Source organism: Mesorhizobium sp. P2_B5 (genome assembly GCF_056404775.1).
In genome coordinates, this window is record NZ_JBFUDJ010000009.1 from 1 (window position 1) to 22,461 (window position 22,461).

Consider the following 22,461-nt stretch of genomic DNA (forward strand, 5'->3'; position numbering starts at 1 on the left):
CTCGAAACCCTCCAAGCTGTAGGATCCCTCCAAGCTGTAGGATTCCCAGGTGCCGCTGAGGGGCTGAGCGTCTTCTCGTAGTTTCAAATACCCGGTGCGACCGCATTCGCAAACCAGCTTTTCCCGCAATACAGTTGAGAGCACTTAGGACAGCCTTCTGATAATGCGGCGAACTGGTCCGATGCTACCCATGGGACATTTGGTATTCGGGTTTCCCGCACTGCCCAAGCTACAGGCATATTAGCGATCGCTCAACTAAGACTGAAGTCCCCTAAGCCCCCTCTCGAAGGTCGGCCTCCGCTCAAAAACGCTTGTCAGCTGGTCTGCCATGTAGGATTATAATCCTCGTTGCGGCGATCTCCTCAAACCGAGTTCGCCAATGGCCAGAACCAAACCTTCAAAACAGCTTTCGCAGGAGGAAATCGAGCGCTTCCTCGTGGCAGCAGAGGCGCTGCACAAGAGCATCATCGGTCCCCTCCTGGCGTACCACAGCGAGCACTACCAAGCGCTTCGTGAGGTCCACGGACCGTTGTTGAAGTCGATTGAGACCATTACCGGCAAGAGGGCGCCATTCATCCAGCCGAACGGCACAGGGCCGGTGAAGCCCCCCACGGCTGGATAGCGTTCAAGGGCGGCTTGACGGCCAAAGCATCACGAGTATGCCGTACAGCCGCTTGAAGTCGGGAAGCCGCTTTAGAAGTGGTAGTTGATACCCACGCGGACCGTGTCGAAGTCGATTCTGGAAGTCGAAGGATCTGGAGGATTAAGTGTGTTGAAGTCGGGAGTGCCCAGGTCGACGTGCATGTACTCAGCCTTGAACGACAGCTTCTGGTTCAGCGCCCATTCAACACCTGCGCCGGCCGCCCAGCCCCACCGGGTCTCGTCGTACCCGCAGGTCGGGGTAAAGCCACAGGCTCCAATGTCAGCCGTGCCTTTGACCTTGCCGACAGCAAAGCCACCCGTGACATAGGGAAGAAAGTTCTCGAAGGCATAGCCTAGGCGCGCACGGCCTGTGCCATACCAGTCGATATCCGCCGAACAGCCCTCGTCCCCGCAAGGCGGTACAAACGGCACCTTGAGGACGCTGCCGTTAATATCGGCGTAAGACACGTCACCTTCGACGCCGAAGACGATCTGCCCCGCCTGCCAATTGTAACCAGCGGTTATACCGCCGACAAAGCCGTCCGCATCGACGTCAACGGTGCTGCCACCGTAACGGTAGGGATCGCTGCTCCAGCCCCACCCGGCCACGGCGCCGAGATAGGCTCCCGACCAATTGATGCTTTCGGGCGGAGCATCGATGACAGCATCTGCGGCATACGCCGACCCAGCCAGCATCGCGAAAATACCTGCAATTGCAATTGAAAGGCTGCGCATCGTTGTCCCCACGCTAAAAGTCCCAGCACCTAATGTATCAGAGTTCGCTAAAGTTATTGTCTCATTCCTGCAACACTTGAGACTTGCTTCGTTCGCGGGATTTCTGCCCTTACACCGCAGACGCGTCCCGCGCGTCCTGGCGCCCGAACCAGCCCAGTTCCGCCCCCCACCGGCGGCAGTATATTAGCAGCTTCTTGACTAAGCGGCGGACAGCGCCAGAATCATCGGCATGGCTCGGGGCAATATCAAGGTAGGCGATGAAGTCGCCGTCACGGCGGTTGTGCGCGGTCGGGTGACACGCGATCGCATCAGTGTGACGATCCCCTCCTATGCCTTCCCGCATTCGGTTGTCGATTCCACTTCAAAGGCCGTGATCGGCCAGCATATGGAGCTAACCGGCCATGTCACTCGCATCGACGGCGATAAGGTAACCATCAGCCTCCGGCCGTTGGTGACGGTCGACGCCGAGCATGTCCGCCTGGTGGAGAGCTACGTCCCGCCGAAGCGAAAAACTCCACTAATCGGCAACCCTTCCCGAAAATGACCAAGCTCTCTGATCTCGTGCCACCTGCCCCCGGCTAGAGACATGGCGCCGAGCCAGCCGATCCGCGGAGGACAATGTTTTATCACCAAGGAGGAGCGGTGTAGGGCACAAGGCATCTCTCGCTACAGGAACGTTCTACTCTGCCCAATCGCTTCCGCGACGCTGCATCATATCGAGAATGACTTTGAATACGCTGCCAACTTCCTCGCTAATCTCGTCGGCGCTTATACCTTGCTCTTTCGCCGCTTCAATCACCTGGTCGGCCAGGTCGACGGCCGTGGCTGGATCATCGTTGGTGACGTGCAGAAGGTGTTCTGCCATCCATTCGTCCAGGAAGTGAATGCCGCGATCGCTCATGAACGAATAGATGCCTAACGCACGTATCCGATGGAAGGCGCGAAACCTGCGGTTGCGTTTCCAAGTCTGGATACACAAGCACGCGCTGCGAGTTGGCGGAAGTCCCGCGATCTGTCCTGACCGCAGAAAGCCCCGCCGGCGCCTGTTTCGGTCAGCGTGTCTTGAGGTCAGGTGACGGATATATCCGAAGATCTTAGATATCCACGGATAGCGTTGTAATCACTCCAGCATCTTGCCCTTCAAATGCATGAACCTCTCGCCTTAAAGGTGGCTTAAAGTGGCGTCGCAAAAGGTTATGTTGCGTAGGGAGTGCTTGATATGAATTTGCCGAACTTTATCAAACGTTATGACAAAGTGGAAAAGGCTGCCGAGGAACTCCAGATAGAGCTAGCCGAGGCTTTGAACAACTCCCTGAGCCTCGACGATATGGCCCCATCTCAGGACGATAGTGTCCCGAAAGACGACCTCGCGATAGCGACCGATGCCCCTCAACTTGAGGGCGTTTCCATTGAAGCTCCGCGACAGCTGACTCCGCATACGCAGAGCCGGCTCGATGCTTTGGGCTCTTTTGAGAGGCTGTTCCACGATGCTGAGGAGCATTTGGAGGAAGTCAAAGCGAAGCTTCTGGAGGTTGCAACCTCACACCACTACACACGCGAATTCTTCCACATCCTTCAAGCAGACTTCTTTCGCGCCAACGAACTGGAAATAGCAAACGCCAACCTGACTGCGGAACAGAAGGTCCTGTCTGAACAACTGCACGATGTGACGAGGAAGCAGCGCGAGCACGAGAGCGCGTTCGGTGCCATGCAGCAGCGTGAGGCGAGTCTGGTTCAGGACAGGGACGCTCTTCGCGGCGCACTGGCCGCAGTAAGGCTGGAACTGGTCGAGGCAGCCAATGCCAGCGCAAAGCGGGAAGCGGAATTCAGCGAGGTTGCCAAAGCTCTTGCGGTGAGAACGGCCGAGGCCGATAGGCGCTCACGGGAAAACGACACTTTGCGGGAAAAGCATGTGAGGCTTTCGATCGACCTCGACAAGGCACAAAAGCGCGAAGCTGAGGCGCGGCGCAGGCTCGATGAACTATCGACCATCCATGCCAACGATGCGGCGCGGCATTCCGAACTGCTGGCTGCGCTTGGCAAGAGCGAGAAAGAGGAAACGCGGCTGCAGAAGTCGCTTGAGATCATGCAGGCGAAATTGTCGGAAATGACAGAAGCCGCACGCATCACGGAAGATGACAGAGAAGCCGAACGCGCACGCACTCTTGCGGAGATACGCGGCTTGCGTTCTGAAATTCAAAGCCTTCAATCGCGACTGGATATGGCGCTGAGCAAGGCAAGCGAAGCATCCAGCGAGATCGCCAGGCTGACGGCTCAATTGAGCGATACCATGGCTGAAAAGCAGGTTGCAGATGAAAGGTATTCTGATCTCATGAAAGAGAGCGAAGCTGATAAGCTGAGCATTTCGAGGTTGACCGCGGACCTCTCGCAGCTCTCTGTCCAATACGCCTCCGAACAGATGCAATCCGATGTCCAGAGGCAGGAATGCGAGGACATGCGGGGAGAAATCGCTGCGCTCAGTGCGCGCGTCAAAGGGTTGTTGCCATATGAGCGCTTGCACAAAGTAACGAGTGCAAGGGAACGTGAGGGCGCCATTGGTGTTGACAGCGTGGCAGCGGAACCGGCCCGACCCAGGACCAGGCGACGTTCCCGCACAAGCCTGCGTGCAGCGTCATAGACGTGGCGGCGGCGTTACTGATGTTGGCGGGTATAAAGTGATCAGTGGGTAACGCGATCGGAACACTCAACCACGGAAAACCGGTATAGGTTCCTCTCAAGAAAAAAGCCCGCAAGGGGGCCAGCGAGCGTCAGAGATTGACGAGGGTAAGGGTTTGAATTCTCGTCGCAAGATAATTTAGCCGAAGCTTACATCTGGGCAACTGGTCCTTCGGGTGTCCGGCTAAGCCGCCTGTGTCAGTCGTCACCGCCGCCGTCGCCACCACCTTCGCCACCACCAGATGGTACGGAATCGTACAAAACGGCATCACGCATCCTGGCAGGGCGGCAAGTGGCAAACTCGCCGGGCGAAGACCCCCACGACCTCAAGCCCGGCGAGCCTCACAAACCTGATCAGAGTACGCGATCAGGACCGGGGTCAGCCGGCAAACCTGCGCTGCAAGATTGATGCCGACAAATCTTATTCGAAATGGCACAGGCTCACATCTGCGCGTCAATCAGAGATTGGAGGAGCCGCTATAGCCTCATTGACCATACACTACCAGTGCCACCTCCGCCGGCGCGGTTCTTCATCGCCTCCAAGATGACTTCGAACACGCTGCCTACGTCTTCGCTGGTGGCTGCCTCAGAAACGGCTTCTTGGTCGACTGGCCGTCAGGATTTTTTGTCGCCGTTTGGATTTGGCGCCGGCGCCTCGCGTACATCGCGCGGTGGCGGGTCGATATGTTGAGGCTCCGGCGATGCGTCCTTGTCCGGACGGACTGGCGCCTTCCTCTGGCTGGGTTTCGGCGGCGGATCCTTGATCTTGCCTCGCATGCTCAAAGAACCGACATAGCCGCTTCTTGTTCCCACTCACGCTCTGATATTTTAGCAGCTGCGAAACAAAGTACCCGCTCCCGCGTTGAGATTTCGTCCACGAAGGGGAGAAACTCGCAAATGGATTCGGCAACTGCAGCAATGATGGTTCTGCTGTCGTGCAGTCCAGGCCAGGCTGTCTGCAAACCGCTCGATCCGTCACCGGCCAAGATGTTCGTATCCCTTGACGAATGCCGGGTTGCTTTGGCCAACAGGCTCGCAGGCGCCCCCAACGGGGAGATCGTCGGGCGATGCAGTCCAGTCGACCCATCCGCTACAGGTTCCCTTCCCGCGGGATACAGGACGGTTGTCGTCACGCGGGGCAAGGGCGCGAATGCGGTGAGCAGTCGCTACATCGTGCTGCACAAAGACTGAAGCCCGCCACCGTGAGGAAGCCGGCACGGCCGCCCGAGCTACTCCAAAGGCGGCCCTTCGCTCGGTGGAGTCAAAACGGTAATATCCATTCTGGCGATTGTCGACGCGGCGCGCCCCTGCGCACCAGGATCTGTGTCGCCACTTTCTGCCACCATAGCCTTGGCGCGATGTCCTACGCTGTCTGCGCTTTTGCCTGGCACAAATACTTCGCCCGGTTCTGTCTTTGCGGGTTTCGGTTGAGTTTCCGGTACCTGCCGATGTTGATTTCCAATCGCCGAGACCATTGATACCTCCGCTTAGTCAGGCCGTAACGGTACCTGTCAAAGCTGTAGCGAGCCTGACCATTCTAAACAGTCGCCAACTTGGCAATTGATCAGAAGTGATCGGGTTGCTACCGCTCGTCGTCGCCTCTCGATGCCCTGGCGCTCGGCCCAAACGCCTGCGTTCGTCGCACTCTTCTGGCGTGCCGACAGGTGTGCGCCCACGACGTCGATGTTGGGATATCTCGTCGGTTCAACCTCAGTCCCCCTTGATGCCGCATCGGTTTCGCCCGACAATAGGGAACAATTTCGCCCGCCATGTGTTAGGCGCTTATGGACTTTGCGGACCCCGGACCCAGAATGGCAGCTGATCTTCTGACCATGCGAGTCGCCGATGCCGAGCAGCGCATCAAGCAGACCGAACTCGCGCTGGTACTCAGCGAGAAAATGGTGGCTGAGAACCTCGCCGCATCCAGCAGGATACGATCTGCGAGGCGGCGGGTCGTGAAATCCGGAGGGCGTCTGACGACAATCGACCCAACAGCGCTGAAACAGTTCGCACAATAATCGCACTCCACTGCGGATAGTGTGGGAGAGGTTGTTGGCAGCCTCGGCGGTGATCGGCCAATACGTCGCAGGAACCAAAGCGTTCGGCAGGGGTTGGTGTTCCGAAGGGATATCAACCCAAAAGGACGCGGAACAATGGACCTGATGAACTTGGAACTGGCCAGAGCGCGACAGAGCGTCGGCCGGGCAAAGTTGGATCTCGAACGCGCTGAAAACTTGCTCGATGAAGAGGGCGGCGTCGCCGTGAACCTCGCCTTGTGTTGCCGAATTCGCTCTGCGCAACGGCGCGTGGTCGAGGCTAGGCGCCGGCTGACGAAGATCGATCCCATCAAGGCAAATTGACCGATGATCGCGACCCTGAACCCCGAAATCGCGAGAAGTGGGCCCATCTATCGCCCGGCGCAACTTGCGCTACTCCGGCATCAGTTGATGCAACACTTCGAAAGCACCGACTCTGCAGCCAGGCAGGTCGAGGACGAGCTGGCCAAGCTGTCCAAAGCAACCGCTATAGATCGGCAAGCGCCCCACATCTGAAACGGGCAGGTCACCCGAAGCAGTTGCCTCAAATGTCGAGATAGCCGGCAGCGACAAGCATAGCCTTGTATCGTCGGGCAAATCGGCTGGGCACACGGCTGAGGTAGCCGGAGGCGCCAATATCCCAATGCGCGCCCAGTTCGCCATCGAAGCTGGCCGGGTCGAATTGCAGCAGCCCGCTGCGGGGATAGACCGTGAATTCTCCGAAGATCGGTTCTCCATCCTCCTCGTAGAAATCGACACGCACCATGTCGAATTCGCTGCTAAGCGCCTCGGCTGCCTCGATCATCCGGGCGAGGCTCCTTGGAGGAGGGATTTTCAGACTAGAGTCGATCGCGCCCTGGACGATGTTCAACGGGTGCCAATCACGGTCCAGGTGGCCCGTATTCTTGACCGTGGAACGGAAAGCGACGACGACGATGTATTCGACGCGGCCTGCCAGCACGCAGAGCTTGTAGTCGACCGGGTTATAGTCCTGGTCCTTGCCGACCAGCGCTTCGACGAAAACCCGCCGCCTGATATGCGCATAGCTGCGCTCCAGCTTGCGGGTACCATAGGTCTGCGCAAGGTATCCGGTCATCTCGGCAATGATTGCCTCCCGGTCGACGTTTGCCGGATCGCGGACGATGACATTCATGGCGCAACCGTGGTTGCATTTGACGGCGTAGGGAATGTTCAAGTCATCGAAGGGGATTTGTCGCGGGTCGTCGCCCTGCCACAGAATCTCGGGAATGGAGAGCCAGGGAAGCCGTTCACGGACAAGTTCCTTGGACTTTAGCTTGTCGAGAAGACCGACAAAGCGAGGATCGTCATCGAAAATCTTGCGCCAGTGGATCTTCTCCGTGAAGGTCACAGGGGCTGCGAAATTCGGCAGATGCCGCATCCGCTCAAGGAAACGCTGGGTCAACCGGCGGTAGCGGACAAGCAGCGCGGCGTTCAGCAACAGGAGAGATGCCCGCGCGCTGCTTCGCTTCAGCCATGCCTTTGCGCCACGCGCCATTCCGGTGTCCTTGCAACTTCCGGACGACTAGGCGACCGGGATTCGCGGGTCAAGCCCGATAATGCGCGCGCCGAAGTGGAGCCGTGGTTCAGCCCGAAAGGGGATTGAGCCTCAGGTGCTGGATCAGAGTTTTATTACCCACGACGTCGCTCCAGTCGCATCAATCGCCGATTCCATCGTCACTATGCATCGCGGTTCTGCGCTACGGAGCCAAGGGCAAGGTTCTCACCAGCGTGCGACCCAACAGCGTTTGCCCATCCGCAGCGCTAATTCGGAACGACCAATGACAATAACGATAGATGGCAACGCCAGCTGGCGCGACATCGCGCAGGTGAGCGAAGGCGAATCCCTGGCGCTCAGTCCGGCAGCGTGGGAGAGGATCGCCTTTGCGAACCAGATCGTCGCTTCCATCGTCGAAAAAGGCATCCGCGCCTATGGCGTCAACACCGGGGTCGGCGCATTGGCAAGCAAGGTGGTGGCGCCTGCGCTGCAAAAGAAACTGTCACGCAACATCATTCGCAGCCACGCATGCGGCGTCGGTGACCTGGTGCCGAGACGCGGCGTGCGCGCGATCATTGCCGCGCAAGTGGCAAATTTCGCGCATGGCCATTCCGGCGTAAGCCCCGCAATCGTCCGCAATCTGCTCACCTTTATCGAGCGCGACTGCATTCCCGACGTGCCATCCAGGGGGTCGGCCGGGTATCTGACGCACAACGCGCATGTGGCACTGGTCTTGATCGGTGAAGGCAGTGCAACCGTGGCAGGTCGCTCGATGAGCGGACTGGAGGCGCTTGCCGAAATGGGTCTGGAGCCCCTGGAGCTTGGTGCGAAGGAAGGCTTGAGTCTGGTCAATGGCACGGCGTGCGCGACCGGCCTGACCAGCATCGCCGTGCAGCGCGCGGAGCGCTTGCTGGGATGGGCTGACGCCGCGGCCGCTTTGACGCTTGAAGCCGCGGGCGCACAAATGCCGGCCTTCGGCGAGCAAATCCTGGCGATGCGGCCCTCGCCCGGCATTCAGGATGTGGGCAAAGCGCTGCGCGGCTGGCTTCACGGCAGCGAGCTCATCGCGCTTGCTCACGGCAGTCGCACGCAGGACGCACTCAGTCTTCGCGCCGTGCCGCATGTTCATGGCGCCGCCCGCGAGGTGTTGGACCGGTCCGCTGAGCTGGTTGACCGTGAATTGGCTGCCGTCACTGACAATCCCGCGGTATTCGGATCGTTGAACGATCCTCAGGTTGTCTCGGAGGCGCATGCGGTGGCGCCGGCGCTCGGACAGGCCGCCGATGGCCTGACGATCGCCTTGGCGCAGGTGGCCGGAATGAGCGAGCGTCGCATCGATCGTCTCGTCAATCCCCTGGTCAACAATTTGCCGCCCTTCCTTGCTGATGAGGATGGAGCCAATTCCGGCTTCATGATTGCCCAATACACCGCCACGTCGCTGAGCAACGTCAACCGGCGCCTGGCCGCTCCGGCGGCGACCGACGGCGGCGTCACATCCGGCCTGCAAGAGGATTTTCTGGCGCATCCAACGGTGGCAGCCAACAAGCTGCTCGCCGTTATCGACAACGCGGAATACATTTTGGCAATCGAACTCATGGCCGCCGCGCAGGCCCATGATTTTCTGGCCGAGCGCGGCGCACGCGCGCCCGGCACCGACACCATCTACCGCATGGTCCGGGACAACATAGCGCACTATTCCGACGATCGGCCTCTATCCGGGGACATGGAGGAATTGCGCAACTTTATCCGCGAAGTGGACGTGCCACCCTGTCCGCAGCCCACCGAGTGAGGCCCGCCGAGCTTCGCGGAGCTAAGCCTTCAGCGGGTACAGTTTCAGGTGCTGGATCAGGATGATCGTCTTGGCGTCGATGATGCGGCCGTCGGCTATGCCGGCGAGCGCCTCGTCGAGCGGCATTTCGAGCACCTCGATGTCCTCGCCCTCTTCCGGTGCGCCGCCGCCGGCCGAGATGCGGTCGGCAGGTGAATAGCGCGCCACGAAGAACCACAGCCGTTCGGTCACGCTGCCCGGGCTCATATAGGGCGCAAACAGCCGCTCGATGTTCTCTAAGTGATAGCCGAGCTCTTCCTCGGCCTCCTTGAGGATGGCGGTTTCCGGATCGTTTTCGTCGAGCAGACCGGCGCAGGCCTCGATAAGCGGTTCGCGGTGCCCGGTGACATAGGCGGGATAGCGGAACTGCCGCACCAGAAGAACCGTCTGGCGCTCGGGATCGAAGGGCAGGATCACCGCGCCGTCGCCGCGATCGTAGGTCTGGCGAATCTGCGTCTCCCACTGCCCGTCGCGCCGGCGATAATCGAGTACGGTCTTCTTCAGGACCGCCCAGTCATCGGACAGGACTTCCTCCGAGCGGATACGGATGCGATCTTCCATGATGAACTCCATGCTGTCGGCGCCATGGCGTAACCGCGAACCGTTTTTCGCGCAACCAGGACAGCAAAGCTTCACCGTCTCGTGTCTGGTGCCATCAGCTGCCATCGCCTAAATAGCTGCAATCCCGTCCCCGGAGTTTTTTGATGACCGCAGCGCTTTTCCAGCCGATCACCCTCGATGGCCTGACCTTCCCGAACCGCATCGCGGTGGCGCCGATGTGCCAATATTCCGCCGATGACGGCTCGGCCAGCGACTGGCACCTCTATCACTGGATGAACCTGGCCATGTCGGGCGCCGGCATGGTCACCGTGGAAATGACCGATGTCGAGCGGCGCGGCCGCATCACCCATGGTTGCCACGGCCTTTACTCAGACGACAACGAGGCCGCCGCCCGGCGCACGCTGGATGCCGCCAGGCGCGTCGCCGCCCCGGAGACGAAATTCGGCATCCAGCTTGCCCATGCCGGGCGCAAAGCGTCCAACCGAAAGCCCTGGGAAGGCGGCGGTCCATTGCAGCCGGGCGAGGATCCCTGGCAGACCGTATCGGCCTCGGCCATCGCCTACGACACCGGCTGGAACGTGCCGCATGCGCTGGAGGAGGATGAAATCCTGCTGCTTGTCGAGCGCTTCGCTCAAGCCGCAAGGCGGGCCGAGCGCGCCGGCTTCGACTTCCTTGAGCTGCACGCCGCGCACGGCTACCTGATCTTCCAGTTCCTGTCGCCGCTTTCCAACCAGCGCACCGACCGCTGGGGCGGATCGCTGGAAAACCGCATGCGTTTCCTGCTTGAGATCGCCAAATCGGTGAGGAAGGCCGTTCCAAACCTGATGCTTGGCGCACGCCTGTCGGTAACGGACTGGGTCGATGGAGGCTTCGACGTCGCGGACGCGATCGAGGTGGCCAAGGCGTTGAAAGCGCTCGGCATTGCCTATCTCTGCTGCTCGAGCGGCGGCAATTCTCCCTTGCAGAAGCTGCCGACCGGCCCCGGCTATCAGGTGCATCTGGCCGAAGCGGTGCGCAAGGGCGCCGGCATTCCGACGCGGGCTGTCGGCCTGATCGACGATCCCGCCCAGGCCGAAACGATCGTCGCCGACGGCCGCGCCGACATGGTGGCGCTGGCGCGCGCCTTCCTCGCCGATCCGCGCTGGGGTTGGCGCGCCGCCGCCACCTTTGGCGAGAAAATCCATCCGGCGCCACAGCTTGCCCGCTCGGTAACGACGATGCAGCACTGGATGAAGGTCTAAGCAGGCTGCACCGACGGATGCGCAAAAGCGCATTTGCTGGACAGGCAGCCGCAGCTTCGCTTTAATCCGACCACACTGTTTCCGTAGGGTAAGGTCGCCTTTGCGGCCGGGTTGGGAGCAAAGTCATGGTATCAAGGGCACTCTATCCCGCGGCCGCCGCTCTGGTGGTCGCGCTGTCGTTCGCTGCGTCATCTCCGGTTGGCGCGCAATATTGCGAAGGCACCGTGCACGGCCTGTCCAGGCACTACGATCTGGACTCAGGCAGCGGGTTTCTTGCCGTACGCGCGCGGCCGAACTCGTCGTCGCGCATGATCGGCCAACTGTTCAACGGCGACCACACCGAAATCTTCGACCCGTCGCGGCAACTGGTACCAGATCGACTTCAAGGGCCGGACCGGCTGGGCCAACGCGCGCTGGCTGCGCAACGACTGCGGCTACTGAGAGGCCTCTGAGACGTTTGGGCGCAGGCTGACTGCCACTTTTGCAACCAAATTGGCTGCTTTGCGTTGCGGCCATCATGGATAACAAACCTTTTGAAACGCCCGTCGTGGTCGAACTCGGCCACGTCGGCAAATATCGCCAGATCCGCAGCACCCAGGAAGCGGCGGAGTGTCTGATGACGGTCTGGCCGCTCAATCGCGGCCCGCGCCATCGTGATGCTCTCGACACTTGCCTCAAAGTGCTGGAAGGTTATCGTTCGACGGCCGATGCGCGCAGGGCTTTGATCGAAGCGGCCAAGGAATCGGAAGTGCTGGTTCCCGAAGACCGGTTGCCCGACGCCAAATTGCATTGAAGAACCGGCCGCATTGAACGAACGGACGAACCGGAGGATTTCATGGCGAAGCTGACTTACAAGATCGTCGAGCATGACGGGGGCTGGGCCTACAAGGTCGGTTCGACATTCTCGGAGACATTCCCCACCCACCAGGACGCTCTGCGCGCCGCCGAGATCGCCTCGGCCGAGCAGCAGGTCGCCGGCGCGACAGACGGCATCCAGTATGAGGATGCCGACGGCAAGTGGCACGACGAACTGGCCGACGGCCGCGATCGGCCACAGACCGAAGTTTCCGACTAATCGTTGGTTGTTTGATATCGCTGCCGGCCGTGGATGCCTGTTTCAGGCATCCTGCCGGTCAGTTGAGAGTCTGCGTCGATTATTTGCCGCAATACTGATCGTTCACGTTGGGCCTCACATTTCCGTAGGGTCCTGACGGGTCAGAGGCGCACGGCCCGGCAGAACCGATATAGTCCTGGCCGCCTGAGCCGTCGGCATTGATGCTTCCGGTGGTGCTCTGGTCGACGGTCGAGGACTGCTCGTTGCCGAACGGCCACCAGCTGCGATGGTTGGAGGAGGTTCCGTCAGATGATTGAGCCATCGCCGACGTGGCGAGACCGATCGTCAGAACAGATGCTGCGAAAAGTTTCCTGTACATTGAATTACTCCGTATCTGCCGCCTTGGGTGCGACCCGGAGTAAATCCGGACATCCGCCGAATGGTTCAGTGAAATTGTCGTGAGGCCGCGGTGATGCCTATGGCAAAAATGCCCGCTCGGCGATGCGCTTGATGAAGGTGATGACGCGGTCCGGCTCGGCGAATTGCGGCATGTGGCCGAGGCCATCGACCGTCTCGGAATCGAGCCCGCCGATCCTGTCCTTCATTGGCTCTCCGTGGATGCGCATGTCGATGACGCGATCGGCAGTACCGAAGAAAATGCCGGCCGGCATGGCGATCTCGCCGTAACGCTGCTCAATGCGGCCAAGATCCTCTTCGACCGCCACGAAATCGGTGGAGGTCGCATGGAAATGGCTTGGCCTCAGCCCGAGCCATCCGCCGCCATTGGCCATATAGTCGGCGGGAACGGCCTGCGGCGCGAAGATGAACTCCAGGGTCTGCCGCGCATATCGGAGGCTTGTCGGTACAGCGACGGTATAGGCCATGATCCGGCGCCAAAGCCGCGAGCGGATATAGAGCAGGCCCGCCTTCTCGCGCACGCCGGCTTCCAGATGCGTCAGCGGCGCCAGCAAGGCGATGCCGGAAATCGCCTCGGGATGTTCCACCGCCAGGGTCAGCGTGACGGCGCCGCCCAGCGAATGGCCGACCACGAGCGGCCTTTCCAGTCCGAGCGTTTCGATGAAGCGCCTAACGATCTCGGCTTGTTCCGGCAATCGGCCGGTGGCTCCTCTCGCCCGCACCGAATAGCCCGATCCCGGCCGGTCGAGCGCGATCAGCCGGTAGCCCGGGCCAAAGCGGCTAAAGAGCGTGTGCCGGAACTGGTGGAGCTGCGCGCCAAGTCCGTGCACGAACACGATCGGCCGCCCCTCGCCCGTTTCGACATAGTGGATGCGGTTGCCGTCGATCTCGACGAACTGTCCGCTGGCCGACACCAGTCTTTCGGCCTTGGCCGCAATCCAGAGCGTCGCCGCCACCAGGCAGGCGACGATGACGAGAGCCAGCACCAACAGGCCGACCAAGAGCCACAGCAGAATCGATACCAGCATGTTTCACCCGGGAGCGAACCGGCGCGCACCATCACCCACCGCCGGACGCACGGCAAGGCAGCCTGCCGGCTTCTGACGGCATTGCCGCCCGTCCCATGTCGCGCTATCTCAGGCGATCTTGTCTGCCCAAGGCGATCCGTCTGCCCTGAGGCACCTTCCACCGGAGCCTTCCATGCCTGAAATCGTCACTGCCGCCATGCTCGTCATCGGCGACGAGATTCTGTCCGGCCGTACCAAGGACAGGAACATCGGCCACCTCGCCGACATCATGACGGCCATCGGCATCGACCTGAAGGAAGTGCGCATCGTCCCCGACGAGGAGGACGAGATTGTCGCGGCGGTGAATGCCGTGCGTGCCCGCTACACCTATGTCTTCACCACCGGCGGGATCGGCCCGACGCATGACGACATCACCGCCGATTCGATCTCCAAGGCCTTTGGCGTGCCGTGCGAATACGACGCCAAGGCCTATGCCATGCTGGGCGAGAGCTATGCCGCGCGCGGCATCGAATACACCGAGGCGCGCAAGCGCATGGCACGCATGCCGCGCGGCGCCGACCATATCGACAACCCGGTCTCCGTCGCGCCCGGCTTTCGCATCGGCAATGTCCATGTCATGGCCGGCGTGCCGGCGATCTTCCAGGCCATGCTCGACAATGTCGTGCCGACGCTGAAGGCCGGCACCAAGATGCTGTCGGCCACCGTCCATTGCCCGTTCGGCGAAGGCCTGATCGGTGGTCCCTTGGGCGACATCCAAAAGGCGCATCCCGACACGATCATCGGTTCCTACCCGAAATATGGCGACGGCAAATTCTGGACGGAGTTGGTCGTCCGCGCCCGCAGCCAGGAGGCGCTGGATTCGGCACGCGCGGATGTCGAGGCCATGGTGGCCGGCTTCACCGCCGCCAATTGACCTTGGGTTCGAGGCCCATCGCCGAGCCGGAACCAAGCGCCATACTCTGACGTTTTCCCTCGGGCGCATCAGGCGCCGGCAGATTTGAGGGATTTCCGATGCGCTTCAAGACCATCGTCGCCATATTGCAGAACGAACAGGATGCCGAGCGCGTGCTCGACTGCGCCATCCCGCTTGCCGACCGGTTTGAAAGCCATCTCATCGGCATTCATGCCGAAGCGCTGCCCGTGCCCTACACTTCCGCCACCGGCTTTCCCGACACCGAGTTCCTGCAGGTCTCCGCCGACATGAATCGCGAGCGCGCCGAAAAGCTACAGGCGCTTTTCCTCGGGCGGATCGAAAAAACGGGCCTTTCCTTCGAATGGCGCAGCCTCGAGAGCTTTTCGGGCGACAGTGCGCTGACCGGCATTTCCAGCGTACGCGCCGCCGATTTGATCATCGCCGCGCAGCGCGAGACCGGCGGCGATCCGGGCGCCGATGTCGACACGCTGGTCTATGATGCCGGCCGGCCGGTGCTGGTGGTGCCGCATGAGGGTCCACTCGTCACAACATTCAAACATGTGCTGCTGGCCTGGAACGGCAGCAAGGAAGCCGCACGCGCCGCCTTCGACGCCCTGCCCTTCATCATCGAAGCCGAGAAGACCGATATTCTGGTTATCGATCCACCGGATACACTGGACGACAATCCGGAGGCCGCCGGCGCGGAGATCGCCGCGGCGCTCTCCCGGCATGGCGCCACCGTCAGTGTTTCGGTGCAGCAGTCGGGCAATGCCTCGATCGATGACGTCATCCAGACCCGGATCGCAGAAACCGGCGCCGACCTTCTGGTGCTCGGCGCCTACAGCCATTCCTGGCTGCGCCAGCTTTTGTTCGGCGGCGTCACGCGAACCGTGTTGCGCACCGTGCCGGTGGCGGCTTTCCTGTCGCGCTGAGCGAGAATTGATCCGGCCCTTGCCAAGACCAAGGCTTTCCAGCTAATTCCGCCCGCATTCCATCGTGACTGCGCGCGGCTTGCGCGCCCTGCGGAGTGCGCGACCATGTCTCTTCCTGAAAAAGCCTTTCCGGTCTCCTGGGACCAGTTCCATCGTGACGCCCGTGCGCTCGCCTGGCGGCTAGCCGGCGCCAACAAGGGTCAGTGGAAAGCCATTGTCTGCATCACCCGTGGCGGGCTTGTTCCCGCCGCCATCATCTCGCGCGAACTTGGCATCCGCGTCATCGAGACGGTCTGCGTGGCCTCCTATCACGACTACACCAGCCAAGGGCAGTTGCAGGTGCTGAAGGAGATCACACCGGCGCTGCTCACCGATGACGGCGTCGGCGTGCTGATCATCGACGACCTCACCGACACCGGCAAGACGGCCGGCATCGTGCGCGCCATGATGCCCAAGGCGCATTTCGCCACGGTTTATGCCAAGCCGAAAGGCCGGCCTTTGGTCGACACCTTTGTCACCGAAGTCAGCCAGGACACCTGGATCTACTTTCCCTGGGATATGGGTTTTACCTACCAGAAGCCGATCGCCGACGATCACGCCGGCTGATTCGCAGCACCCCTTTATCCGCCCAAGTGGCAAGGCCCGCGCGGTTTGCTGTGGAAACTGGCGCCGCAAGACACAATATTCTGTTGAATCGACACCTGTTGGCGGATTTTGACGGGTTGGTGTGACGTTTTTTACTTTTATGACTTACACTTCGCCGTAAGATTCGTGTGACGGCAAACGATTCTGAGGGCTGGGGTAGCTTCTCCGATGCTTACGAGACCAACGACGCACAGCCATATGGCCGAAAGGGTCCGGCGACTCTTCGGCACCGCGCCGTGCCGTCTTCAGGTTGCCGCGCTACCCTGGCGCACCACCGAAAACGGCATCGAAATCATGCTGATCACCAGCCGTGACACCGGCCGCTGGGTGCTGCCGAAGGGCTGGCCCGAGGCCAGGGAACCGCTCTGCGAGGCCGCGGCGCGCGAGGCCGGCGAGGAAGCCGGATTGCGCGGCAAGATCTCTCATTTCGAGGCTGGCCGTTACTTCTACGCCAAGGCATTGGCGTCCGGCGAGGAAGTGCCTTGCGAAGTGCTGGTGTTTCCAATGCAGGTCGAGCGCGTCTCCGACCGCTGGAAGGAAAAGCGTGCGCGCACCCGCAAATGGGTCAACGCGGCCGAGGCCGTGCGCATGATCAACGAGCCCGATCTTTGCCAGATCATCGCGCATTTCTGCGCCGATCCGGACAAATTCGTCGTTAAAACCTAGTCACAACTCCACAGCCGCCGTGCCGTATTCCCATGCGCCAGCATGGGTCTTGCCCATTGATTCCATTCGATGTTTCGCCTGCGGCGGCATCGATCCGACTCCCATCTGACATCGACAGATCCCTCCCCCTTCCGGGTTACGATTGGTTGCGAGTTGACATGCAGGTATTTACCTGCATATTGTGATTGCAAGATGAGTGAGACCGATGGACGCCGACAAGGTTTTCAAAGCGCTGGGCGACCCGACACGCAGGAAGCTGCTCGATCTTCTGTGCGAGAAGAACGGACAGACGCTGGGCCAGCTTTGCGAAAACCTCGACATGGCCAGGCAATCCGCGACGCAGCACATCGACTTGTTGGAGGCGGCCAATCTGATCAGCACGGTCAAGCGTGGCCGCGAAAAGCTGCATTTCATCAACCCCGTGCCGCTGCATGAAGTCTACGAGCGGTGGGTGCGCAAATTCGAACGGCAGCGGCTGAGCCTGCTGCACGACTTGAAACAGGAACTCGAAGGAGACAACCAATGACCCGGGAAACCACCAGTTTTGTCTATGTGACCTACATCCGCTCGACGCCGCAAAAGGTGTTCGAGGCCATCACCAAGCCCGATATCGCCAAGCGCTATTGGGCCCACGAGAACGTCTCAGACTGGAAGCCGGGTTCGAAATGGGAACACATCCGCGCCAATGACGAGCGCACCGTCGAACTCGTCGGCAAGGTCGTCGAAATCTCGCCGCCGACCCGTCTGGTCATGACCTGGGCCAACGCGTCCCAAGCCGACGACCCGACCAAACAAAGCCGGGTGACCTTCGCCATCGAGGAATATGACGCCATGGTCCGGCTCACCGTCACCCATGATGAGCTCGAAGCCGGCAGCGGCATGGCCAAGGGCATCAGCCAGGGCTGGCCGGCCGTGCTGTCCAGCATGAAATCCTTCCTCGAAACCGGCAGCGGAATCGACCTGTTCGCCAAACCGAAATCGGCCTGAAGCAAGTTTCCAGCAGGAGAACCGCAATGACCAGGCACTTTACCGGCGGCTGCGCCTGCGGCGCGATCCGCTATGAGGCGAGCGGGGAGCCGATCTTTCAGAATCACTGCCAATGCCTCGATTGCCAGAAGCGCAGCGGCACGGGTCATGGCTCCTATGTAACCTTCGGCCGGCGCGCTGACGTTGAGATCAGCGGCCAGCCGAGCACCTGGCGGATGATCGCAGACAGCGGAAACGAGAAAATCCAGGCCTTCTGCCCGACCTGCGGAACGCCGCTCTACCTGACCTTCGTCGCCATGCCGGAAGTGACAGCAATCCACGCCACCAGCCTTGACGATCCCGGCCAGTTCAATCCGCAAGCGGTCACCTACACCGTGCGCGGCCATGCCTGGGACACGATCGATCCCGTGCTCCAACCATTCGAGAGAATGCCTGGATGAACCAAGCAGAGCCCTATCCCTTCGGATAGGGCTCTGCTTTCAGCTCAGACCACCAGGCCCTTGGTCAGTTCCAGTGCCTGGCGCTCGAACAGGCGGCGGTAGATACCGCCCTTCAGCCGGATCAGCTCGTCATGCGAGCCTTCCTCGACGATCTTGCCGCGATCGAACACCAGCAGCCTGTCCAACGCTCGCACCGTCGACAGCCGATGCGCGATGACCAGCGTTGTGCGGCCGACCATCAGCCTCTCCATCGCCTGCTGGATCAGCACTTCCGATTCCGAATCGAGGCTCGATGTCGCCTCGTCCAGGATCAGGATGCGTGCGTCCGCCAGGAAGGCACGCGCGATCGCCACGCGCTGACGCTCGCCGCCCGACAGTTTCACGCCGCGTTCACCGACCAGCGTCCCGTACCCCTTCGGCAGGCTGGTGATGAAGTCATGTGCGCTAGCGAGCTTCGCGGCATGCTCGATCTCAGCCTGCGTGGCGTTCGGCCGGGCATAGGCGATGTTTTCGGCCAGCGACCGGTGGAACAGGATCGGCTCCTGCTGGACGATGGCGATCTGGGCGCGCAGCGACGCCTGTGCAACCTGCGAGATGTCCTGGCCGTCGATCAGGATCTTGCCGCCGCTGACGTCGTAGAGACGCTGGATCAGCTTGACGAAGGTCGTCTTGCCTGAGCCCGAATGACCGACCAGCCCGACGCGCTCACCCGCCGCAATCTCCACCGAAAAGTCGCTGTAGAGCGGCAGGCGATGGCTGCCATAGTGGAAGGTGACGTTGTCGAAGCGGATAGCGCCCTGTGTGATCCGGATCGGCGGAGCATCCGGCCGGTCTTCGATGCCGAGCGGTTGCGACTGGAAGTCAACCAGTTCCTCCATGTCGTTGATCGAGCGCTGCAAATTGCGGATATGCGTGCCGATATCCCTGAGATAGCCCTGCAGCACGAAGAACGAGGTCAGCACGAAGGCGACATCGCCGGCGCTCGCCTGCCCCCACGTCCACAGCATCAGCGACAGCCCGATCACCGCCGTCCGCAGCACCAGCAACATGGCGCCTTGCGTGGTGCCGTTTATGGTGCCGCGCACCCAGGTGCGGCGCGTGCGCGCCCGCCATTTGGCAACGACCTTGGCAAGCCGCGTTTCCTCGCGCGTCTCGGCACCAAAACCCTTGACCACCGCGTTGCAGCTCACCGCATCGGCAAGCGAGCCGCCAAGCCGCGTATCCCAGCCATTGGCAAGCCGTGCCGCTGGCGCGACATAGCCGAGCGATAGCAGCGCCGTCACCATGATGAACAGCACCGAGCCGACTGCCACGACCAGCCCCATCAGCGGCCAGAACCAGCCGAGCAGCAGCGTCGAGCCGACCAGCATGGCAACCGATGGCAAAAGCGCGATCAGGATCGTGTCGTTGAGCAGGTCGAGCGCCCACATGCCGCGCGTAATCTTGCGCACCGTCGATCCGGCAAAGCTGTTGGCGTGCCAGTCGGTGGAGAAGCGCTGCACGCGATGGAACGCGTCGGCGGCAATGTCGGCCATCATCTTGAGCGTCAGTTCGACAATGCCCATGAAGGCGAGGTTACGCAGCACCACGCCGGTCAGCGCCAGGCCGATGAGCGCGAAGAAGGCTGCCATCGCCGCATTCCACGCGACATCGTCGGCCGCCGCACTGCTGGCGACGGCATCGACCAGTCGGCCGGAATAGAGCGGCGTCAAGACGTCGGCCAGCGTCGACAGCAGGAAGCCGCCCATGATCAGCGACAGCCGCCAGGGCTGGCGTCGCCAGTGGCTGAGCGTGAAGCCAAGAACACTGCGAAAGGCGCTTGCGCGCAGATCGATTCGAAAACGAGCCATGATGTCATCCGGACGCAAAGGTGCCCGGTCCCGGTAAGGTCGAAAATTGAAAACCGCGCTGGGCAATTCGCCCGGGGCTGCGGAGGTTCGGCATAGGTGGCGGCGCGCCCTAGATATCGGGTGGCGACCGGCATCGGCAGAAGCCTGTACTCGACCCGGCATCGGCGCGAAGGGCAAACCTTCGCCGGACGCCGGGTGAGACCTAGGCTTCGCGGCCTCGCACTACCATGTGAAATACTGCCATTCGGACCTCCCGCAAGACAATTGCGGAGGGGTCCTTATAGAGACGCCATGACGGATCGCCAAGACGGGGCGCACGCGCAAAGCGTAACTGGTCCAACCAGTGATGTTATTTTGCAACAACAGATATAGAGGACTGTCACGGCACCACCGAATAAGCCTTCTGGTCGGCGGTCGCGATCGTAACGTCGGTGCTGGATTAGAAGTCGACCAAATCGACTTCCATCAGGTCGCCGAAGTGATGCCGCCCCTGCTCGCCCCCAAGGCTCTCGAATGAAATCAGGATTTTAGCCGCGATCCCTGAAACGGTTGGTGATGGGATAACGGCGGTCGCGGCCAAAATTCTTCCGGGTGATCTTCACACCCGGCGCCGCCTGCCGGCGTTTGTATTCGGCAATGTAGAGCAAATGTTCGACGCGCGTCACCGTCGCCCGGTCGTGGCCGCGCGCGACAATGTCATCGACGCCCATCTCGTTTTCGACCAGGCACTCCAGAATATCGTCCAGCACCGGATAGGGCGGCAGCGAATCCTGGTCGGTCTGGTTCTCGCGCAATTCCGCCGACGGCGCCTTGTCGATGATGTTTTTCGGGATCACCTCGCCCGACGGCCCGAGCGCGCCCGGCGGCACATGGCTATTGCGCCAGCGCGACAGCGCATAGACCTGCATCTTGTAGAGGTCTTTTATCGGATTGAAGCCGCCATTCATGTCGCCATAGAGCGTGGCATAGCCCACCGACATCTCGCTCTTGTTGCCGGTGGTGACCACCATCGAGCCGAACTTGTTGGAGATCGCCATCAGGATGGTCCCGCGCGCGCGGCTTTGCAGGTTTTCTTCGGTGATGCCTTCCTTGGTGCCTTCGAACAGCTGCGTCAGCGCATGCAGAAAGCCTTCAACCGGTTCGAAGATCGGCACGATGTCATAGCGACAGCCAAGCGCGCGGGCGCAGTCCTCGGCGTCCTTCAGCGAATCCTTCGAGGTATAGCGGTAGGGCATCATCACCGCGCGTAGCCGCTCCTCGCCGAGCGCATCAACGGCCAATACGGCGCAGATCGCCGAATCGATACCGCCGGACAGGCCGAGCACGACGTTCTTGAAGCCGTTTTTGTTGACGTAATCGCGCAGGCCCAGCATGCAGGCGCGGTAGTCTGCTTCCTCTCGCTCGGGTATTTTCGACATCGGCCCTTCCGAGCAGATCCAGCCGGCATCCGTGCGCTTCCAAGTGGTGACGTCGACAGTCTCCTCAAACTGGCTCATCTGGAAAGCCAGCGTCTTGTCGGCGCCGATCGCAAAGGAAGCGCCGTCGAAGATCAACTCATCCTGGCCGCCGATCTGATTGGCATAGATCATCGGCAAACCGGTTTCGATGACCTGGCGGATAACGACCTGATGGCGCACGTCCATCTTCGCGCGGTAGTAGGGCGAGCCGTTCGGCACCAGCAGGATTTCCGCTCCGCTTTCAGCCAGGGTTTCACAGATGCCGACGTCGCCCCAGATGTCCTCGCAGATCGGAATTCCGATGCGCACACCACGGAAGTTGACCGGTCCCTGAGCCTCGGGTCCGGCCTGGAAGACGCGCTTCTCGTCGAACTCTCCATAGTTGGGCAAATCGAGCTTGTAGCGCTCGGCCAGGATCTTGCCGCCATCGGCGAAGATGATCGAATTGTGGGTGCCGCTCTTGCGCTTCAGCGGCGTCCCGATAATGACGCCCGGCCCGCCATCGGCGGTGTCGTTGGCGAAGTCTTGCGCAGCCTTTTCGCAAACCTTGAGGAAGGCCGGCTTCAGCACCAGATCCTCGGGCGGATAACCGGCAAGGAAAAGCTCGGTGAAGAGCACGATGTCGGCGCCCTGGCGGGCCGCATCCGCCCTCGCCTCGCGCGCCTTGGCAAGATTGCCGGCGACATCGCCGACCGTGGGGTTGAGCTGGGCGACGGCGATGCGCAGAATATCGGGAGCGGTCTTCTTGGTCATGCCTGCGGTTTAGCGCGGCAAAATTGCCCCGGCAATGGCGTTCGTTTGGACCAATCCAGACCGATCGAGTTCGATCGTGTCCTG

The 22,461-nt window shown here is 61.1% G+C and carries 25 protein-coding genes; 17 read left to right on the forward strand and 8 right to left on the reverse strand.

Annotated features, from left to right (window positions below; all coding sequences use genetic code 11):
* Positions 1 to 379: 379 nt before the first annotated feature.
* Complete coding sequence (locus AC1D1N_RS24100; protein ID WP_436260131.1) at positions 380 to 622, forward strand: hypothetical protein; 243 nt, start codon at positions 380 to 382, stop codon at positions 620 to 622.
* Positions 623 to 693: 71 nt separating this feature from the next.
* Here the strand turns inward: AC1D1N_RS24100 and AC1D1N_RS24105 are convergent, their stop codons facing one another.
* On the reverse strand, positions 694 to 1,377 hold the full coding sequence (locus AC1D1N_RS24105; protein ID WP_436260132.1) for an outer membrane protein: 684 nt from the start codon (positions 1,375 to 1,377) through the stop codon (positions 694 to 696).
* Positions 1,378 to 1,606: 229 nt separating this feature from the next.
* On the opposite strand from AC1D1N_RS24105, the gene AC1D1N_RS24110 reads away from it, so the two are divergent.
* Complete coding sequence (locus tag AC1D1N_RS24110) at positions 1,607 to 1,921, forward strand: hypothetical protein (RefSeq protein WP_436260133.1); 315 nt, start codon at positions 1,607 to 1,609, stop codon at positions 1,919 to 1,921.
* Between the two features lie 135 nt (positions 1,922 to 2,056).
* Here the strand turns inward: AC1D1N_RS24110 and AC1D1N_RS24115 are convergent, their stop codons facing one another.
* Positions 2,057 to 2,278, reverse strand: coding sequence for a DUF768 domain-containing protein (locus AC1D1N_RS24115; protein ID WP_352585903.1), 222 nt, complete (start codon positions 2,276 to 2,278; stop codon positions 2,057 to 2,059).
* Positions 2,279 to 2,596: 318 nt separating this feature from the next.
* Between AC1D1N_RS24115 and AC1D1N_RS24120 the strand changes: the two genes are divergently transcribed.
* The 3 genes from AC1D1N_RS24120 to AC1D1N_RS24130 all read left to right on the forward strand — a co-directional run bounded on the left by AC1D1N_RS24120 (position 2,597) and on the right by AC1D1N_RS24130 (position 6,413).
* Positions 2,597 to 4,015 carry a coiled-coil domain-containing protein gene (locus AC1D1N_RS24120; protein WP_436260135.1) on the forward strand — a complete coding sequence of 473 codons (1,419 nt, stop codon included), beginning with the start codon at positions 2,597 to 2,599 and terminating at the stop codon, positions 4,013 to 4,015.
* Between the two features lie 1,849 nt (positions 4,016 to 5,864).
* Entirely contained in the window at positions 5,865 to 6,071 is a 207-nt protein-coding gene (locus AC1D1N_RS24125; RefSeq protein WP_112567323.1) for a hypothetical protein, read from the forward strand.
* A gap of 135 nt (positions 6,072 to 6,206) precedes the next feature.
* Positions 6,207 to 6,413: a hypothetical protein gene (locus tag AC1D1N_RS24130; protein ID WP_112567296.1), complete on the forward strand. Its 207-nt coding sequence runs from the start codon at positions 6,207 to 6,209 to the stop codon at positions 6,411 to 6,413.
* 220 nt (positions 6,414 to 6,633) lie between these two features.
* On the opposite strand, the gene AC1D1N_RS24135 is transcribed toward AC1D1N_RS24130, so the two are convergent.
* On the reverse strand, positions 6,634 to 7,605 hold the full coding sequence (locus AC1D1N_RS24135; protein ID WP_477351492.1) for an ATP-grasp fold amidoligase family protein: 972 nt from the start codon (positions 7,603 to 7,605) through the stop codon (positions 6,634 to 6,636).
* 283 nt (positions 7,606 to 7,888) lie between these two features.
* Between AC1D1N_RS24135 and AC1D1N_RS24140 the strand changes: the two genes are divergently transcribed.
* Positions 7,889 to 9,394 (forward strand): HAL/PAL/TAL family ammonia-lyase, encoded by a 1,506-nt coding sequence (locus tag AC1D1N_RS24140; protein WP_436261995.1) that lies wholly within the window; start codon positions 7,889 to 7,891, stop codon positions 9,392 to 9,394.
* Positions 9,395 to 9,415: 21 nt separating this feature from the next.
* Here the strand turns inward: AC1D1N_RS24140 and AC1D1N_RS24145 are convergent, their stop codons facing one another.
* Complete coding sequence (locus AC1D1N_RS24145; RefSeq protein WP_112567320.1) at positions 9,416 to 9,994, reverse strand: NUDIX domain-containing protein; 579 nt, start codon at positions 9,992 to 9,994, stop codon at positions 9,416 to 9,418.
* A gap of 143 nt (positions 9,995 to 10,137) precedes the next feature.
* Between AC1D1N_RS24145 and AC1D1N_RS24150 the strand changes: the two genes are divergently transcribed.
* The 4 genes from AC1D1N_RS24150 (at position 10,138) to AC1D1N_RS24165 (ending at position 12,310) form a co-directional block, all read left to right on the forward strand.
* Complete coding sequence (locus AC1D1N_RS24150; RefSeq protein WP_477351494.1) at positions 10,138 to 11,235, forward strand: NADH:flavin oxidoreductase/NADH oxidase; 1,098 nt, start codon at positions 10,138 to 10,140, stop codon at positions 11,233 to 11,235.
* 125 nt (positions 11,236 to 11,360) lie between these two features.
* The gene (locus AC1D1N_RS24155; RefSeq protein WP_477351496.1) at positions 11,361 to 11,687 is read left to right on the forward strand and encodes an SH3 domain-containing protein; all 327 of its coding nucleotides are present in this window, start codon (positions 11,361 to 11,363) and stop codon (positions 11,685 to 11,687) included.
* Positions 11,688 to 11,749: 62 nt separating this feature from the next.
* On the forward strand, positions 11,750 to 12,028 hold the full coding sequence (locus tag AC1D1N_RS24160; protein WP_032891817.1) for a DUF982 domain-containing protein: 279 nt from the start codon (positions 11,750 to 11,752) through the stop codon (positions 12,026 to 12,028).
* A gap of 42 nt (positions 12,029 to 12,070) precedes the next feature.
* Positions 12,071 to 12,310, forward strand: a complete 240-nt coding sequence (locus AC1D1N_RS24165) for a DUF2188 domain-containing protein (protein ID WP_112567278.1) — start codon at positions 12,071 to 12,073, stop codon at positions 12,308 to 12,310.
* A gap of 79 nt (positions 12,311 to 12,389) precedes the next feature.
* Here AC1D1N_RS24165 and AC1D1N_RS24170 read toward each other — a convergent pair whose 3' ends face one another.
* Together AC1D1N_RS24170 and AC1D1N_RS24175 are read right to left on the reverse strand one after the other, a co-directional pair.
* The gene (locus AC1D1N_RS24170) at positions 12,390 to 12,668 is read right to left on the reverse strand and encodes a hypothetical protein (RefSeq protein ID WP_436260139.1); all 279 of its coding nucleotides are present in this window, start codon (positions 12,666 to 12,668) and stop codon (positions 12,390 to 12,392) included.
* A gap of 97 nt (positions 12,669 to 12,765) precedes the next feature.
* Positions 12,766 to 13,734, reverse strand: coding sequence for an alpha/beta fold hydrolase (locus AC1D1N_RS24175; RefSeq protein WP_477351498.1), 969 nt, complete (start codon positions 13,732 to 13,734; stop codon positions 12,766 to 12,768).
* A gap of 172 nt (positions 13,735 to 13,906) precedes the next feature.
* Between AC1D1N_RS24175 and AC1D1N_RS24180 the strand changes: the two genes are divergently transcribed.
* From AC1D1N_RS24180 to AC1D1N_RS24210, 7 genes are all read left to right on the forward strand, one after another.
* Entirely contained in the window at positions 13,907 to 14,647 is a 741-nt protein-coding gene (locus AC1D1N_RS24180) for a competence/damage-inducible protein A (protein WP_436260141.1), read from the forward strand.
* A gap of 98 nt (positions 14,648 to 14,745) precedes the next feature.
* The gene (locus AC1D1N_RS24185) at positions 14,746 to 15,579 is read left to right on the forward strand and encodes a universal stress protein (protein ID WP_436260142.1); all 834 of its coding nucleotides are present in this window, start codon (positions 14,746 to 14,748) and stop codon (positions 15,577 to 15,579) included.
* A 105-nt stretch (positions 15,580 to 15,684) separates the two neighbouring features.
* A complete protein-coding gene (gene gpt / locus AC1D1N_RS24190; protein ID WP_112567259.1) occupies positions 15,685 to 16,185 on the forward strand; it encodes a xanthine phosphoribosyltransferase in 501 nt (166 codons plus the stop codon).
* Positions 16,186 to 16,392: 207 nt separating this feature from the next.
* The gene (locus AC1D1N_RS24195) at positions 16,393 to 16,890 is read left to right on the forward strand and encodes an NUDIX hydrolase (RefSeq protein ID WP_477351501.1); all 498 of its coding nucleotides are present in this window, start codon (positions 16,393 to 16,395) and stop codon (positions 16,888 to 16,890) included.
* A gap of 205 nt (positions 16,891 to 17,095) precedes the next feature.
* Positions 17,096 to 17,416 carry an ArsR/SmtB family transcription factor gene (locus AC1D1N_RS24200; RefSeq protein WP_112567254.1) on the forward strand — a complete coding sequence of 107 codons (321 nt, stop codon included), beginning with the start codon at positions 17,096 to 17,098 and terminating at the stop codon, positions 17,414 to 17,416.
* Positions 17,413 to 17,877 (forward strand): SRPBCC family protein, encoded by a 465-nt coding sequence (locus AC1D1N_RS24205; protein ID WP_192251097.1) that lies wholly within the window; start codon positions 17,413 to 17,415, stop codon positions 17,875 to 17,877. Before AC1D1N_RS24200 ends, AC1D1N_RS24205 begins: the two co-directional genes overlap by 4 nt.
* A gap of 26 nt (positions 17,878 to 17,903) precedes the next feature.
* On the forward strand, positions 17,904 to 18,317 hold the full coding sequence (locus tag AC1D1N_RS24210; protein ID WP_436260144.1) for a GFA family protein: 414 nt from the start codon (positions 17,904 to 17,906) through the stop codon (positions 18,315 to 18,317).
* Between the two features lie 44 nt (positions 18,318 to 18,361).
* Here AC1D1N_RS24210 and AC1D1N_RS24215 read toward each other — a convergent pair whose 3' ends face one another.
* The gene (locus tag AC1D1N_RS24215; protein WP_477351504.1) at positions 18,362 to 20,167 is read right to left on the reverse strand and encodes an ABC transporter ATP-binding protein; all 1,806 of its coding nucleotides are present in this window, start codon (positions 20,165 to 20,167) and stop codon (positions 18,362 to 18,364) included.
* Between the two features lie 527 nt (positions 20,168 to 20,694).
* The gene (locus tag AC1D1N_RS24220; protein ID WP_112567247.1) at positions 20,695 to 22,377 is read right to left on the reverse strand and encodes an NAD+ synthase; all 1,683 of its coding nucleotides are present in this window, start codon (positions 22,375 to 22,377) and stop codon (positions 20,695 to 20,697) included.
* Positions 22,378 to 22,461: the final 84 nt, after the last annotated feature.

Excerpts from the sequence above, each read along its gene's own strand:
- AC1D1N_RS24100 (WP_436260131.1), top strand. The coding sequence starts at position 380 with ATGGCCAGAACCAAACCTTCAAAACAGCTTTCGCAGGAGGAAATCGAG.
- AC1D1N_RS24105 (WP_436260132.1), bottom strand. The coding sequence starts at position 1,377 with ATGCGCAGCCTTTCAATTGCAATTGCAGGTATTTTCGCGATGCTGGCT.
- AC1D1N_RS24110 (WP_436260133.1), top strand. The coding sequence starts at position 1,607 with ATGGCTCGGGGCAATATCAAGGTAGGCGATGAAGTCGCCGTCACGGCG.
- AC1D1N_RS24115 (WP_352585903.1), bottom strand. The coding sequence starts at position 2,278 with ATGAGCGATCGCGGCATTCACTTCCTGGACGAATGGATGGCAGAACAC.
- AC1D1N_RS24120 (WP_436260135.1), top strand. The coding sequence starts at position 2,597 with ATGAATTTGCCGAACTTTATCAAACGTTATGACAAAGTGGAAAAGGCT.
- AC1D1N_RS24125 (WP_112567323.1), top strand. The coding sequence starts at position 5,865 with ATGGCAGCTGATCTTCTGACCATGCGAGTCGCCGATGCCGAGCAGCGC.
- AC1D1N_RS24130 (WP_112567296.1), top strand. The coding sequence starts at position 6,207 with ATGGACCTGATGAACTTGGAACTGGCCAGAGCGCGACAGAGCGTCGGC.
- AC1D1N_RS24135 (WP_477351492.1), bottom strand. The coding sequence starts at position 7,605 with ATGGCGCGTGGCGCAAAGGCATGGCTGAAGCGAAGCAGCGCGCGGGCA.
- AC1D1N_RS24140 (WP_436261995.1), top strand. The coding sequence starts at position 7,889 with ATGACAATAACGATAGATGGCAACGCCAGCTGGCGCGACATCGCGCAG.
- AC1D1N_RS24145 (WP_112567320.1), bottom strand. The coding sequence starts at position 9,994 with ATGGAAGATCGCATCCGTATCCGCTCGGAGGAAGTCCTGTCCGATGAC.
- AC1D1N_RS24150 (WP_477351494.1), top strand. The coding sequence starts at position 10,138 with ATGACCGCAGCGCTTTTCCAGCCGATCACCCTCGATGGCCTGACCTTC.
- AC1D1N_RS24155 (WP_477351496.1), top strand. The coding sequence starts at position 11,361 with ATGGTATCAAGGGCACTCTATCCCGCGGCCGCCGCTCTGGTGGTCGCG.
- AC1D1N_RS24165 (WP_112567278.1), top strand. The coding sequence starts at position 12,071 with ATGGCGAAGCTGACTTACAAGATCGTCGAGCATGACGGGGGCTGGGCC.
- AC1D1N_RS24170 (WP_436260139.1), bottom strand. The coding sequence starts at position 12,668 with ATGTACAGGAAACTTTTCGCAGCATCTGTTCTGACGATCGGTCTCGCC.
- AC1D1N_RS24175 (WP_477351498.1), bottom strand. The coding sequence starts at position 13,734 with ATGCTGGTATCGATTCTGCTGTGGCTCTTGGTCGGCCTGTTGGTGCTG.
- AC1D1N_RS24180 (WP_436260141.1), top strand. The coding sequence starts at position 13,907 with ATGCCTGAAATCGTCACTGCCGCCATGCTCGTCATCGGCGACGAGATT.
- AC1D1N_RS24185 (WP_436260142.1), top strand. The coding sequence starts at position 14,746 with ATGCGCTTCAAGACCATCGTCGCCATATTGCAGAACGAACAGGATGCC.
- gpt (WP_112567259.1), top strand. The coding sequence starts at position 15,685 with ATGTCTCTTCCTGAAAAAGCCTTTCCGGTCTCCTGGGACCAGTTCCAT.
- AC1D1N_RS24195 (WP_477351501.1), top strand. The coding sequence starts at position 16,393 with ATGCTTACGAGACCAACGACGCACAGCCATATGGCCGAAAGGGTCCGG.
- AC1D1N_RS24200 (WP_112567254.1), top strand. The coding sequence starts at position 17,096 with ATGGACGCCGACAAGGTTTTCAAAGCGCTGGGCGACCCGACACGCAGG.
- AC1D1N_RS24205 (WP_192251097.1), top strand. The coding sequence starts at position 17,413 with ATGACCCGGGAAACCACCAGTTTTGTCTATGTGACCTACATCCGCTCG.
- AC1D1N_RS24210 (WP_436260144.1), top strand. The coding sequence starts at position 17,904 with ATGACCAGGCACTTTACCGGCGGCTGCGCCTGCGGCGCGATCCGCTAT.
- AC1D1N_RS24215 (WP_477351504.1), bottom strand. The coding sequence starts at position 20,167 with ATGGCTCGTTTTCGAATCGATCTGCGCGCAAGCGCCTTTCGCAGTGTT.
- AC1D1N_RS24220 (WP_112567247.1), bottom strand. The coding sequence starts at position 22,377 with ATGACCAAGAAGACCGCTCCCGATATTCTGCGCATCGCCGTCGCCCAG.